We start from the raw sequence: 14,068 nt of genomic DNA on the forward strand, positions 1-14,068 counted from the left end.
GGCCTGACCTCAATATCGGACCTCTCTCACCGCCTCGGCGCGCGTGCTCGTCCTGATCGGCGAGACCCTGGAGAGACGTGACCCAGACCGACCGTAGTGCCCCGAGCAAGACCCGAGCCGCCGACCTGGCCGACGCGCTGAGCACCCCCGCCGCGGACGTCGTACCGCACCCGGCGCTGGACCAGGCCGTCGAGGTCGACGCGCCCGCACGCCGCGGTCTCGACCCCGTCGTCTTCGGCGTCGCGGCCGTCGTGAGCATCGCCTTCGTGGTGTGGGGCCTGGCGAGCACCAGCTCGCTCGGCACCGCCTCCGGCAAGGCGCTGGACTGGGTGATGACCAACACCGGCTGGCTGTTCGTGCTGACCTCCAGCGGCTTCGTCGTGTTCGTCATCTGGCTGGCGATGAGCAAGTACGGCACCATCCCGCTGGGCCGCGACGACGAGGAGCCGGAGTTCCGCACGACGTCGTGGATCGCGATGATGTTCAGCGCCGGCATGGGCATCGGGCTGATGTTCTACGGCGTCAGCGAGCCGCTCTCGCACTTCGTGGACCCGCCTCCCGGCACCAGCGGCGAGCAGGACGCCGCGGCGCAGACCGCGATGGCGACCACGATGTTCCACTGGACCCTGCACCCGTGGGCGATCTACGCCGTCGTCGGGCTCGCGATCGCCTACGGCGTCTACCGCAAGGGCCGCGTGCAGCTGATCTCCGCGGCGTTCGCGCCGCTGCTCGGTGAGCGGGCCACCGGCGGCGCCGGCAAGGTGATCGACATGTTCGCGATCTTCGCGACGCTGTTCGGCTCGGCGACCTCGCTGGGCCTGGGTGCCCTGCAGATCAGCAGCGGCCTCGAGATCGTGGGCGACATCGGCCCGCTCGGCAACGGCGTCCTCGTCGGCATCATCAGCGTGCTGACCGTCGCATTCGTGCTCTCGGCCGTCTCCGGCGTCGCCAAGGGCATCCAGTGGCTGTCCAACATCAACATGGTGCTGGCCGTCGTCCTGGCGCTGTTCCTGTTCGTGGTCGGCCCGACCGTCTTCATCCTCAACCTGGTGCCGACCTCGCTCGGCAGCTATGTGCAGGACCTGGCGATGATGGCCGCGCGCACCGGCGCCGAGGGTGCCGACACCGAGGCGTGGCTGAGCGGCTGGACCGTCTTCTACTGGGCGTGGTGGCTGTCCTGGACGCCGTTCGTCGGCATGTTCATCGCACGCATCTCGCGCGGGCGCACCATCCGCCAGTTCGTCACCGGCGTGCTGCTGGTCCCGAGCGTGGTCAGCGTGATCTGGTTCTGCATCCTCGGCGGCACCGCGATCGACCTCCAGCGCACCGGCACCGACATCGCGAACGCCGGCGGCCTCGAGGCCCAGCTCTTCGGCACCCTCGACGCGCTCCCCCTCGCCACCGTCGCCAGCATCCTGGTGATGGTGCTGGTCGCGATCTTCTTCGTGTCCGGCGCCGACGCGGCCTCGATCGTGATGGGCAGCCTCTCGGAGCGCGGTACGACGGAGCCGCGGCGCAGCACCGTCATCTTCTGGGGCGTCGCCACCGGCGCCGTGGCCGCGGTGATGCTGCTGGCGGGCGGCGAGAACGCCCTGACCGGCCTGCAGACGATCACCATCGTCGCGGCTCTGCCGTTCGTGGTGATCATGATCGGCCTCGCGGCCGCCCTCGTCCGCGAGCTGCGCACCGACCCGATGGTCGTGCGCCGCCGCTACGGCGAGGAGGCGGTCGAGCAGGCCGTCATCGCCGGTGTCACCGAGCACGGCGACGACTTCGTGCTGTCGATCGAGCCGGTCGACCCCGAGCCCGAGCCGGTCGAGGCCGACGTCGTCCGGGAATCCTGACGGATCAGTCCGGCCGGACTCACGCCCGTCGCCCTCGAGTCGTTCGATCGAACGGTTCGAGGGGATGACGCGCGAAGGAATCCCTCAGATCGTTCGATCGAACGATCTGAGGGATTGCTCGCGCCGTCGGCTCACGCTGAGCCGGGCCCCACGAGAGCGAGCAGCTCGGGCCGGCCGAAGACCTCGGCGGCGACCTCACGCACCTCGTCGAGCGTGACCGCCTCGATCCGCGCGATCACCTCGTCGATGCCGAGCACCTCGCCGTTGACCAGCTCGTTCTTGCCCAGCCGCATCATCCGCGAGCCGGAGTCCTCGAGGCCGAGGATCATCCCGCCGACCAGCTGACCCTTGCCGCGGACCAGCTCGTCCTCGGTGATCCCCTCCTCCGCGATCAGCCGCAGCTGCTCGCGGACCACGGCCAGCACCTCGTCGGTGCGGTCGGGCAGGCAGCCGACGGCGACCCCGACGATCCCGGAGTCGGCGTAGTGGCTGGCGAAGGAGTAGACCGAGTACGCCAGCCCGCGCACCTCGCGGACCTCCTGGAACAGCCGGCTGGACGTGCCGCCACCGAGCGCGGTGTTGAGCACGCCGAGCGCGTAGCGCCGATCGTCGTCGCGGGTCAGTCCCTCGCGGCCCAGGACCAGGTTGACCTGCTCGAAGGGCCGGTCGACCCGGCCGTCGCCGGCGGCGACCTTGGGACGGCGCCGGGTCGACGTGGTCCGCGGGGCGGCGGGAGCGGCCAGCGCGTCGAGCCAGCCGTGACGGCCGAACGCCTTCTTCACGGAGCGTACGACAGCCGCGTGGTCGAGCGCGCCGGCGACCGAGATGACGGTGTTGGCCGGGGCGTAGTGGCGCCGGTAGAAGCGCTTGATCTGTGCCGGGGTCATCGCCTCGATCGAACCGGTGGTGCCGGCGATCGGGCGCCCGAGGGCCGACTCGGCGCCCCAGGCGAGCTCGGCGAGCAGGTTCTGGACGACGTCGTCGGGGTCGTCGTCGTGCATCGCGATCTCGTCGAGGATGACGTCGCGCTCGGCGTCGACGTCGTGGGTCGCGATGAGCGAGCCGGTGATCATGTCACCGAGCACGTCGACGGCCAGCGGCAGGTCGTCGGAGAGCACCCGCGCGTGGAAGCAGGTGTACTCCTTGGCGGTGAAGGCGTTGAACTCACCGCCCACGGCGTCGAGCTCGATGGAGATGTCGAGCGCGGAGCGCTCGGTGGTGCCCTTGAACAGCAGGTGCTCGAGGAAGTGCGAGGCGCCGTGGGTCGTGGCGGTCTCGTCGCGCGAGCCGACGCCGACCCAGACACCGACGGACGCGGAGCGGGCGCCGGCCATCTGCTCGGTGACGATCCGCAGCCCGGACGGCAGCTGCGTGCGTCGTACGAGCGAGGTCACCTGACCGGCCTGGTCGCGCACGGTCTCGAGGGTCCGGGTGGACGCCCCGGCGCGGGAAACGGCCGACGGCCGGCCAGCAGAGCGCTGGCCGGCCGTCGTGGAGCTGGTGGTGCTCACTCGGAGTCAGACTCCTCGCCCTCGGCGGTCTCGGCGGCGTCCGCCTCCTCGACCACCGGGATGAGGGACAGCTTGCCGCGGTCATCGATCTCGGCGATCTCGACCTGCAGCTTCTGGCCCACGGAGACGACGTCCTCGACGTTCTCCACGCGCTTGCCACCGGCGAGGCCACGCAGCTTGCTGATGTGCAGCAGGCCGTCCTTGCCCGGCATGAGCGCGATGAACGCACCGAAGTTGGTCGTCTTGACGACCGTGCCGAGGTAGCGCTCGCCGACCTCGGGCATGGTCGGGTTCGCGATCGCGTTGATCGCGGACCGGGCCGCCTCGGCGGCCTCGCCGTTGGTCGCACCGATGTAGACCGTGCCGTCGTCCTCGATGGAGATCGAGGCGCCGGTGTCGTCCTGCAGCTGGTTGATGACCTTGCCCTTGGGCCCGATGACCTCGCCGATCTTGTCCACGGGCACCTTGACGGTGATGATCCGCGGGGCGTGGACCGACATCTCCTCGGGAGCGTCGATCGCCTCGCCCATGACCTCGAGGATCGTCAGGCGGGCGTCGCGGGCCTGGGTCAGCGCCGCGGCGAGGACCTCGGCCGGGATGCCGTCGAGCTTGGTGTCGAGCTGGAGCGCGGTGACGAACTCCTTGGTACCGGCGACCTTGAAGTCCATGTCGCCGAACGCGTCCTCGGCACCGAGGATGTCGGTCAGCGCGACGTACTCGGTCTTGCCGTCGATCTCACCCGAGATGAGGCCCATGGCGATGCCGGCGACCGGCGCCTTCAGGGGCACACCGGCCTGCAGCAGCGACAGGGTCGAGGCGCAGACCGAGCCCATCGAGGTGGAGCCGTTGGAGCCCATGGCCTCGGAGAGCTGGCGGATGGCGTACGGGAACTCCTCGCGGTTCGGGAGCACCGGCAGCAGCGCACGACGCGCAAGGGCGCCGTGGCCGACCTCGCGGCGCTTCGGCGAGCCGACGCGACCGGTCTCACCGGTGGAGAACGGCGGGAAGATGTACTTGTGCATGTAGCGCCGGTGGGTCTCCGGCGACAGGGTGTCGATCTGCTGCTCCATCTTGAGCATGTCGAGGGTGGTGACGCCCAGGATCTGGGTCTCGCCACGCTCGAACAGCGCGGAGCCGTGGACCCGCGGGATCACGTCGACCTCGGCGTGCAGCGGACGGATGTCGGCGAGGCCGCGGCCGTCGATGCGGACCTTGTCGCGCAGCACGCGCTCGCGCACGACCTGCTTGTTGACCGAGCGGAAGGCCGCGCCGATCTCCTTCTCGCGACCCTCGAACTGGCCGGCGAGCTTCTCCAGCAGCCCGGCCTTGAGCTCGTCGGTGCGCGCCTCGCGCTCCTGCTTGTCGCCGATGGTCATCGCGGCGACGAGGTCGTCCTTCGCGGCGGCCTCGACGGCGGCGTAGACGTCGTCCTCGTAGTCGAGGAAGATCGGGAACTCCTGGACCGGCTTGGCGGCCACGTTGGCGAGCTCGACCTGGGCCTCGACCAGCTGCTTGATGAACGGCTTGGCGGCCTCGAGGCCACCGGCCACGACCTCCTCGGTCGGCGCCTGGGCGCCGCCGCGGACCAGCTCGATGGTCTCCTCGGTCGCCTCGGCCTCGACCATCATGATCGCGACGTCACCGGTCTCGGTGACCCGGCCGGCGACGACCATGTCGAACACGGCCTTCTCCAGCTGGCTGTGGGTCGGGAACGCGACCCACTGGCCCTCGATGAGGGCGACGCGGGTGGCGCCGACCGGGCCGCTGAACGGCAGGCCGGAGAGCTGGGTCGAAAGCGACGCGGCGTTGATCGCGAGCACGTCGTACGGCGTGTCGGGGTTGAGCGCCATGACGGTGATGACGACCTGGACCTCGTTGCGCAGGCCCTTCTTGAAGGTCGGGCGCAGCGGGCGGTCGATGAGGCGGCAGGCCAGGATCGCGTCCTCGCCCGGGCGGCCCTCGGAACGGAAGAACGAGCCGGGGATGCGGCCCGCGGCGTACATCCGCTCCTCGACGTCGATGGTCAGCGGGAAGAAGTCGAAGTGGTCCTTCGGGTGCTTGCCGGCCGTGGTGGCCGACAGCAGCATGGTGTCGCCGTCGAGGAAGGCGCTCACCGAACCGGCGGCCTGGCGGGCGAGGACGCCCGTCTCGAACTTGATGGTGCGAGTGCCGAACTTGCCGTTGTCGAGAACGGTCTCGACCTCGGAGATGACGGGTTCAGTCAATGTTTTCTCTTGTTCGTGCGGTGCGGGACGCGCTGCCCCGCGGAATCGGACTTGAATGACGCCTGCCACTTTATCGACCGGCAGGGAAATTGCAGAACGGGCGACCCGGTGCGGGTCACCCGTTCTGGAAGTTCATCAGCGCGTCGAGATCAACGACGCAGGCCGAGGCGCTCGACGATCGAGCGGTAGCGCTCGATCTCGGTCTTCTTCAGGTAGTTGAGGAGACGGCGGCGCTGGCCGACGAGCAGGAGCAGGCCACGACGGCTGTGGTGGTCGTGCTTGTGCTGCTTGAGGTGCTCGGTCAGGTGGCTGATGCGGTGCGAGAGCAGCGCGATCTGCACCTCGGGCGAACCGGTGTCACCCTCGGTCGTGGCGTACTCAGCGATGATCTTCTTCTTGGTCTCAGCGTCGGTACCGACTGCCATGTGAACTCCTTGTTCGCTCGTTGCGCGGCGCCCCAGCCTGAAATCCTGGAGCTCTCTTGATCCGCGGCCGTCCTGACGGCAACCGCACAAGGCTAACAGCGGGGGTCACGCGCGACCGAATCGCTGTGCGACGATGCCCACGTGGAGACGCGGACCGGCGTGTGCAACCTGTGCGAGGCCACCTGTGGCCTGCTGCTGAGCATCGAGGACGGCGCCGTGACCGGCGTGCGGGGCAACCCCGACGACCCGCTCTCACGCGGCCACATCTGCCCCAAGGGCGTGGCGATCGGCGACGTCCACGCCGACCCGGACCGCCTGCGCCGTCCGGTACGACGCATCGGGCGCGGCGACGACGCACGCTGGGAGGAGATCGGCTGGGACGAGGCGCTCGACCTGGTGGCCGACGGGCTCGCGCGGGCCGTCAACGAGCACGGCGAGGACGCACTGGCGATCTACCTCGGCAACCCCAACGTGCACAGCCTCGGCTCGATGACCCACGGTGTCGCGCTGGCGCAGTCGTTCCGCACCCGCAACAAGTTCAGCGCGACCTCGGTCGACCAGCTCCCCCACCAGGTCGTCGGACACCTCCTCTACGGCCACCAGCTGCTGCTGCCCGTGCCCGACATCGACCGCACGTCCTACTTCCTCGTGCTCGGCGCGAACCCGATGGCGTCCAACGGCTCGCTCATGACGGTGCCCGACTTCCCCGGCAGGCTGCGTGAGCTGCGCGCCCGCGGCGGCCGGATGGTCGTGCTGGACCCGCGGCGCACCGAGACCGCGAAGGTCGCCGACGAGCACCACTTCGTCCGCCCCGGCACCGACGCGTGGGTGCTGCTGGCCCTGCTGCAGGTGCTGTTCGCCGAGGGGCTGACCACCCCGCCGGCGTACGTCGACGGGCTGGCGGGCGTCGAGGCGCTGGTCGCGCCCTTCACCCCCGAGCTCGCCGAGCAGGCGAGCGGGGTGCCGGCCGGGGAGATCCGCCGGATCGCGCGGGACTTCGCGGCCGCCGACGGAGCGGCGGCGTACGGCCGGATCGGGGTGTCGACCCAGGAGTTCGGGACGGTCTGCCAGTGGGCGGTCCAGGTGATCAACCTGGTCACCGGCAACCTGGACCGCGAGGGTGGGGTGCTGTTCACGAGCCCGGCGATCGACGCGATCGGCCGGGGGCTGATCGGGCGCGGCCACCACGACCGCTACCGCTCGCGGGTCCGGCAGGCTCCCGAGTTCGGCGGCGAGCTGCCCGTCGCGGTGCTGCGGGAGGAGATCGAGACGCCCGGCGAGGGCCAGGTGCGAGCACTGCTCACCGTCGCGGGCAACCCGGTGCTGTCCACCCCGGACGGCGCCGCGCTCGACCGGGCGATCGCGGGCCTCGACTTCTACGCCGCGGTCGACATCTACCTCAACGAGACGACCCGGCACGCCGACGTCGTGCTCCCGCCGACGACCCTGCTCGAGCGCGACCACTACGACCTGGTCTTCCACCTGCTGGCGGTGCGCAACACGGCCCGGTTCACACCCGCGGTGTTCGCGAAGGGCCGCGACCAGCGGCATGACTGGGAGATCTTCCGCGACCTCTACCTGCGGGTGACCCGTCGCCGCCGCCGCAAGCCGCCGCTCAGGCGCCGGGTCGTCGCCGAGGCGCGGATGCGGATGAGCCCGACCTTCCTGATCGGGATGCTGCTGCGCTCCGGCGGCTCTAGGACGACGCTGACCGAGCTGCGCAAGCACCCCGAGGGTGTGGACCTCGGTGCGCTGCGTGCCGGTCAGCTGCCCGGCCGGCTGCGGACGCGGGGCGGCCGGATCGACGCGGTGCCGGACCTGGTGGCCGCCGACATCGAGCGGCTGCGTGAGCACGCGCTGCCCACCGACGGCGAGCTGCTGCTCATCGGCCGCCGTCACCAGCGCGACTGCAACTCGTGGATGCACAACACCGAACGGCTCACCCGCGGCAAGGCGCGGCACCAGCTGCTCATGAACCCGAGCGACCTGGCCTCGCGCGGCCTCGCGGACGGCGCGGTCGTCACCGTCCGCTCCCGCGTCGGCGAGGTGAAGGTCGAGGTGGCCGCGACCGAGGACGTGATGCCCGGCGTCGTCTCGCTCCCCCACGGCTACGGGCACGGCCGCACCGGCGCCCGGCTCGGCGTCGCGGCCGGCGTCGCGGGAGTGTCGATCAACGACCTGACCGACCCCGACCGGCTCGACGTGTCGGGCAACGCGGCGCTGTCCGGCGTACCGGTCACCGTCACGTGAGAGTTCTCGGTCTCGCGTGAGATGGCGCTGAACGATCTCATCATCCCTCCCGGCCCGGGCCTGCCCGGCGGGCTGGTCATCCCCGACACCGAGCTGGTCGAGCGGTTCTCCCGCTCCCCCGGCCCCGGTGGCCAGTCGGTCAACACCACCGACAGCCGGGTCGAGCTGGTCTGGGACCCGGCGGCGTCGAGCGTGCTCACCGACGCCCAGCGCAGCCGGCTGATCGCCCGCGCCGACGGCCCGATCGGCGTCGTCGCCCACGAGCACCGCTCCCAGCACCGCAACCGGGTCGCCGCCCGGGAACGGCTCGCCGCCCGGCTCCGCGAGCTGCTCGCTCCCCCGCCGCCGGCCCGACGGGCCACCAAGCCGACCCGCGGCTCCAAGGAGCGGCGGCTGGAGGCCAAGCGGCAGCGCGGGCGGACCAAGCAGCTGCGCGGCCGGGTCGACGACTAGGCCGCCACCACCACGGGGTGCCGGACGACGGCGTCGAAGAAGTACCCGTTCGGGTTGTAGGCCGCCACGTCCGGCTGGGTGCGCCCGTGCAGGTCGGTCGCCCGGGCGAGGAGCTCGTGCCGCCCCGCCGGCGGCGCGTGCCAGGTGTGCGACCAGCGGGTCCAGCCGTGCCCCTCGGTACGGCGCCCGGGCGGGCGGCCCAGGCGGGCTGCGGTCCACGTCGTACCTGCGTCGGTACTGACCTCCACCCGGGCGATCGGCGCCGCGCCGGACCAGGACCGCCCGGTCAGCCGGAGGGTCCGCCCCGCCGGGAGGGCCGCGTCGCGAGGCAGCTCCCAGGCCGAGCGGACGGGGTTGGCGCCGAGCGGGCCGCCGATGTTGTACCAGCGGGTGTTCCACGGCGAGGTCAGCTCGGAGGCCGACACCTCCAGCTCGCCGAGCCACTTGATGCTCGCGATGCCGACCCAGCCCGGCAGCACCAGCCGCAGCGGGAAGCCGTGGTCGGGCAGCAGCGGCTCGCCGTTCACGCCCCACGCGAGAAGCGCGTCGTCGAGCGCCTTGGCGATCGGGAACGGGCGCCGCACGTGGCCGAGGTTCTCGCCCTTGTCGACGTACTCGTCGTCGAGGCCGACGCCCTGCACGCAGACCGCGTCGGGACGCAGCCCCGCCCACCGCAGCACGTCGCGCAGCCGGACGCCCTGCCAGGTCACGGCGCCGACCGCGCCGAGCGTCCAGGGCGTGCCGGCGGCCCTGGTGCCCTGCTGGGTGTCGAAGAGGCTGCGGCCGTTGCCGGTGCACTCGTGGACCGAGGTGACCTCGACGGCAGGGAACCGCCGCCTCAGCTCGTCCAGGCCGAGCGTCACGCCCGCGGCGTCGCGCAGGCCGTCACCGTGCACCCGCAGCCGGTACGACGACGCGTCGAGCCGCGGCGTGCGCGTGTGGTTGCGCACGAACAGCCGGGACTGCGGGGTCAGCTGGCGGTGCGGGTCGACCGACTCCCAGCGCATCTCCGCGTTGGTCCCGTAGTCGACGAAGGCCTCAGCCGGGAGCGGCTTGAGGATCGCGGGCGCGCCGGCGCCGGCTCGGGAGGCCAGCGGCCCGAGCTGGGTGAGCGTGGCGCCGGCCAGGCCGGCGGCGGGCAGGGCGAGCACCGAGCGGCGGCGCAGGCTGTACGGGGTCATGCACCGACGTTAACATGAGTTATTCAGTGTAGTTAGTGCGGTTGGCGGCCGAGTGTCGCGCAGAGCAGGTCGACGTACCGCTCGCGGTCGGCGCGGACCGCCACCGTCACCCGCCCCCGGGCCTCGTCGACCTCGGCGGCGAAGCGCGTGGCGCCGTACGTCGTCGGGTCGGTGCGCTCGACCCGCACCGCCGCGCGCAGGGTGGTGAGCAGCCCGGGCTCGACCAGCGCGGCGACGGCCAGGGGGTCGTGCACCCGCGCTCCGCGGTCGAGCCGGCTCGCGGCGAGGTCCGCGGCGGCACGGGCGGCCGGGGTCCCGAGAGCACGCCACCGGTCCAGGTCCGCACTGCTCAGTGCCGCGGACGCCGTTGCGTCGGCCGTCACCAGCAGCACCTCGCGGAACGGCGCCGCGAGCACGGTGGCGGCGGCATCCGGGTCGGACCAGACGTTGCGGTCGGCGTACGGCGTCACCCCGGGCTCGCGGTGCGTGCCACCGAGCACCACCAGCCGGGCCACGGCGCCGGTCAGCGAGCGGTCGGCCGCCAGCGCCGCGGCCAGGTTCGTCAGCGGCCCGGTGGTCACCAGGGTCACCGGCGCGGCAGCTCCGGCCAGCGTCGAGAGCAGCCAGGACGTGCCGGGGCGCACGTCGACCTCGACACCGCCCCGCTCGATCATGCCTCGCACGGAGGCTGCCTCCTCCTCGCTCGCCGTGGACACGCCGAGCAGGTCGAGGCCCGGATGGAGGGCGGCGAGCAGGATCGCGATGGCGTCGTCGGTCCCGGCGTCGCAGTCGAGGACCAGCGGGACCGGGGTCACGCCAGATCCTCGTCGCGCAGCGAGCGGTAGGCCACCCGGGCGCTCACCGCCCGCTCGAGCTCGCGGATCACCACGGAGAAGAACTGCCGGCGGTAGAGCTCGTCGGTGACGGCGTACACCGTGAAGTAGAGGCCGCTGAAGGCGGCGAGGAAGGTCGAGACCCGCAGCAGCTCGAGGCTGAGCCGCTCGCCGAACAGGTGCCCGACCGGGCCGTCCAGCGCGTGCACCGGGTGGGCGAGCCACAGCTCGAGCACCTCCGGCTCCATCGCGACCAGGCCGAAGACGATGAAGAAGGCGAAGACCGCGAGGGCGAGCAGCAGCACCTGGACCGTCTGCGTGACGAGCAGGACCAGCACCAGGTTGGCCTTCTGCAGCCCGCTGACCTCGGCGTCGACCGCGCCCACCCGGTCGACGCGGGCGGCGATCCGCCGGGCCGCGGGCTCGAGCGGGGTGCCGGTGCAGGCCTCGATCAGCTGCGCCGACTCGACCTCGTCGTCGACGCTGTCGAGCTCCTCGGGCAGCCGGGTGAGCAGGAAGCCCACGGCGATGGCCGCGAACAGCAGCACCGCCACCCACAGCACCCCGCCGTCCAGGCTCGCCGCGACCTGCCAGACCTCGGTGTTGATGAACAGGAAGGTGATGAACAGCAGCAGCAGCGGCAGGGCGCGCGTCACGAGCGGGAGCATCAGCCCCATCGAGCGGAAGGTACGCCGGATCGCCCAGCCCACGATCAGCCACGCACGCAGCACGGCGACGGCGTACATCGCGAGCACGACGCCGAACGCGGTCAGCGCGGCGCCGAGCGCGGAGGCCACACCGAGCCACGGCCCGGTCACGAGGCCGGCCACGACGGCCAGCACGCCGGCCACCGCCAGGGCAGGGACCAGGCGCGCGCGGCGCAGCCCTCGGGCGACCGCGGCGCGGTAGCCGTCGACGAAGTAGGGCAGCCCGTGCTCGACGAACCACCGCTCGGCGGCGGCGAGGTCGTCCCGCGCCCCGGTCATCGCAGCCCCGTCAGTCGGCGAGGATCGCCCGGGCCCGGTCGACGTCGTCGGCCATGGCGGTGAGCAGCTCCTCGATCGAGTCGAACCGGACCATGCCGCGCAGCCGCTCGACGAAGGCGACCTCGACCTCGAGGCCGTAGAGGTCGAGGTCGGTGCGGTCGAGCACGTAGGACTCGACCCGCCGCTCGCGCTCGCCGGCGAAGGTCGGGTTGGTGCCGACACTGATCGCGGCCGGGTACGACGTACCGGCGTCGGGGCCGTCGTGCACCGTCAACCGGCCGGCGTACACACCGTCCGCCGGGGCCGCGGCGCCCGGACGCACCGGCACGTTGGCGGTCGGGAAGCCCAGCTCGCGCCCGCGCTTGTCGCCCTCGACGACCGTGCCGGTGACGGTGAAGACCCGGCCGAGCGCCTCGGCGGCGCCGGTGACGTCGCCGGCCGCGAGGCAGGTGCGCACGTAGGTGGACGACCAGACCTGGGGTCCGCCGTCGAGGCTGACCTCCTCGAGGACGAAGTCGTGCTCGAGGCCGGCGCTGCGCAGCAGGTTGCAGTCCCCGGCGGCCCGGTTGCCGAAGCGGAAGTTCGCCCCGACGACCACGGCCCTGACGTGCAGGGTGTCGACCAGGATCCGGTCGATGAACTCCTCCGGCGTCCAGGCCGCGATGTCGCGGGTGAAGGGGATGACGAGGACGTCATCGACACCGGTCTCGCCGAGCAGGCGCAGCCGCTGGTCGATCGTGGTGAGCGTCGGTGGGGCGTGCTCGGGGCGCAGCACGGCGATCGGGTGCGGGTCGAAGGTCACCGCGACCACGTGGTCGACGCCGACCTCGGCGGCCACCTCCCGCGCCCGTCGTACGACGTGCTGGTGGCCCAGGTGCATGCCGTCGAAGTTCCCGATCGTCGCGACCGTGCGACCGAGGTCGCCGGGCACGTCGGAGAAGTCACGCCACACTCGCACGGCCGCAACTCTCCCACATGGTCACTCAGCCGACGAAGACGGCCGCCGGGCGCGCCGCGCCGCCCTCGGGACGGTAGAGCGCGAGGAACTCGCCGTCGGGGGCGAACACCCCGGTGAGCGCGTCGATGGCGAGCGGCAGTGGCCGGCCGTAGCGGACCGCCTGCGCCTGGCCGGCGTCGAGGTCGAGCGCGGGGAAGCTCGCGCGCGCCGCGTCGGCGAGCGGGGTCACGGTGACGTCGTCGAGGTCGGTGACCGCGCCGTCGAGGGTGAACGGCCCGACGGCGGTACGACGCAGCGCGGTCAGGTGACCGCCCACGCCGAGCGCGGCGCCGACGTCACGCGCGATCGCGCGGATGTAGGTGCCGCTCGAGCAGCGGACCGTGATGTCGACGTCGAGGTAGTCCCCCACGACCCGCTGGTCGTGGACGGTCAGCTCGTGGACGGTCACCGGCCGCGCGTCGAGCTCGACCTCCTCGCCGTCGCGGACCCGCTGGTAGGCGCGCTTGCCATCGACCTTGATCGCACTGACGGCCGTCGGCACCTGGAGGATCTCGCCGACCTGGGTCGCGAACCGGGCGCGGACGGCCGCGAGCTCGAGGTGACCCGTCGGCGTCGCGGTGACGAGCTCACCCTCGGCGTCGTCGGTGGTGGTCGAGGCGCCGAGCCGCACCGTGGCGTCGTACGCCTTCTCGGTGAGCATGAGGTGCCCGAGCAGCCGGGTGGCGCGCTCGACGCCGAGCACCAGCACCCCCGTCGCCATCGGGTCGAGGGTACCGGCGTGGCCGACCTTGCGGGTGCCGACCGCCCGGCGCACGCGGGACACGACGGCGTGCGAGGTCATGCCGGCGGGCTTGTCGACGACGACCAGGCCCGACGGCACGGCGGGCTTGGCCACCACTAGTCGTCCTCGGCCTCTTCGTCGACGACCTCGCGCGGCTTCTTGTAGGGGTCGGCCTCGCCGGCCGGCCGCGCGCCCTCGCGGGCCGCGGCGACGGCCGCGTCGGCCTCGCGGGCCCGGGCCAGCACCTCGTCGAGGTGGCGGGCGGTCTCGGGGACGCCGTCGAACTCGAAGGCGAGCGACGGGACGTGGCGCATGCCGAGCTGCTTGCCGACCTCGGAGCGCAGGACGCCCTTGGCGGACTCCAGCGCGGTCGCGGTGGCCTGCTGGTCGGCGTCCTCGCCGAGCACCGTGTAGTAGACGGTCGCGTTCTGGGCGTCGCCGGTGAGGCGGACCTCGGTGACGGTGACGAAGCCGAGGCGCGGGTCCTTGATCCGGCGCTCGAGCATCTCGGCGACGATCACCTGGATCCGGTCGGCGATCTTGCGTACCCGCGGGCTGGCCATGGTCTGTTTCCTATCACTAGAACGGCGGCGCCGCCCGCCCCTGTGCAGGGACGGGCGG

12 protein-coding genes are annotated in these 14,068 nt (G+C 72.2%); 3 read left to right on the forward strand and 9 right to left on the reverse strand.

Going from position 1 to position 14,068, the window contains the following annotated elements; genetic code table 11:
* Window positions 1-77 precede the first annotated feature (77 nt).
* Window positions 78-1,844, forward strand: coding sequence for a BCCT family transporter (locus QI633_RS16005; protein WP_141798289.1), 1,767 nt, complete (start codon window positions 78-80; stop codon window positions 1,842-1,844).
* Between the two features lie 131 nt (window positions 1,845-1,975).
* Here QI633_RS16005 and QI633_RS16010 read toward each other — a convergent pair whose 3' ends face one another.
* The 3 genes from QI633_RS16010 to rpsO form a co-directional block, all read right to left on the reverse strand.
* A complete protein-coding gene (locus QI633_RS16010; RefSeq protein WP_141798288.1) occupies window positions 1,976-3,355 on the reverse strand; it encodes a pitrilysin family protein in 1,380 nt (459 codons plus the stop codon).
* Window positions 3,352-5,580, reverse strand: coding sequence for a polyribonucleotide nucleotidyltransferase (locus tag QI633_RS16015; RefSeq protein ID WP_141798287.1), 2,229 nt, complete (start codon window positions 5,578-5,580; stop codon window positions 3,352-3,354). The genes QI633_RS16010 and QI633_RS16015 overlap by 4 nt, the downstream gene beginning before the upstream one ends.
* A gap of 149 nt (window positions 5,581-5,729) precedes the next feature.
* Window positions 5,730-6,005, reverse strand: coding sequence for a 30S ribosomal protein S15 (rpsO, locus tag QI633_RS16020; protein ID WP_036542197.1), 276 nt, complete (start codon window positions 6,003-6,005; stop codon window positions 5,730-5,732).
* A 141-nt stretch (window positions 6,006-6,146) separates the two neighbouring features.
* Here rpsO and QI633_RS16025 point away from each other — a divergent pair, with 141 nt between their 5' ends.
* Entirely contained in the window at window positions 6,147-8,255 is a 2,109-nt protein-coding gene (locus QI633_RS16025; RefSeq protein WP_282426330.1) for a molybdopterin-dependent oxidoreductase, read from the forward strand.
* 21 nt (window positions 8,256-8,276) lie between these two features.
* Window positions 8,277-8,708, forward strand: coding sequence for an alternative ribosome rescue aminoacyl-tRNA hydrolase ArfB (gene arfB / locus QI633_RS16030; RefSeq protein WP_282426331.1), 432 nt, complete (start codon window positions 8,277-8,279; stop codon window positions 8,706-8,708).
* Here the strand turns inward: arfB and QI633_RS16035 are convergent.
* The 6 genes from QI633_RS16035 to rbfA are packed head-to-tail and all read right to left on the reverse strand — an operon-like array spanning window position 8,705 to window position 14,010.
* Window positions 8,705-9,889 (reverse strand): molybdopterin-dependent oxidoreductase, encoded by a 1,185-nt coding sequence (locus QI633_RS16035; protein WP_282426332.1) that lies wholly within the window; start codon window positions 9,887-9,889, stop codon window positions 8,705-8,707. The two genes, arfB and QI633_RS16035, sit on opposite strands and share 4 nt — an antisense overlap.
* 32 nt (window positions 9,890-9,921) lie before the next feature.
* Window positions 9,922-10,704, reverse strand: coding sequence for a nucleoside hydrolase (locus tag QI633_RS16040; RefSeq protein WP_282426333.1), 783 nt, complete (start codon window positions 10,702-10,704; stop codon window positions 9,922-9,924).
* Entirely contained in the window at window positions 10,701-11,708 is a 1,008-nt protein-coding gene (locus tag QI633_RS16045; RefSeq protein ID WP_141798283.1) for a hypothetical protein, read from the reverse strand. The genes QI633_RS16040 and QI633_RS16045 overlap by 4 nt, the downstream gene beginning before the upstream one ends.
* Window positions 11,709-11,718: 10 nt before the next feature.
* Window positions 11,719-12,666 (reverse strand): bifunctional riboflavin kinase/FAD synthetase, encoded by a 948-nt coding sequence (locus tag QI633_RS16050; RefSeq protein ID WP_141798282.1) that lies wholly within the window; start codon window positions 12,664-12,666, stop codon window positions 11,719-11,721.
* Window positions 12,667-12,691: 25 nt separating this feature from the next.
* Window positions 12,692-13,564, reverse strand: a complete 873-nt coding sequence (gene truB / locus QI633_RS16055) for a tRNA pseudouridine(55) synthase TruB (protein WP_282426334.1) — start codon at window positions 13,562-13,564, stop codon at window positions 12,692-12,694.
* Complete coding sequence (gene rbfA, locus QI633_RS16060) at window positions 13,564-14,010, reverse strand: 30S ribosome-binding factor RbfA (protein WP_282426335.1); 447 nt, start codon at window positions 14,008-14,010, stop codon at window positions 13,564-13,566. The genes truB and rbfA overlap by 1 nt, the downstream gene beginning before the upstream one ends.
* Between the last annotated feature and the right edge of the window lie 58 nt (window positions 14,011-14,068).

It is taken from the genome of Nocardioides sp. QY071, from assembly GCF_029961765.1.
In the GTDB taxonomy this organism is placed as follows: Bacteria; Actinomycetota; Actinomycetes; order Propionibacteriales; family Nocardioidaceae; genus Nocardioides.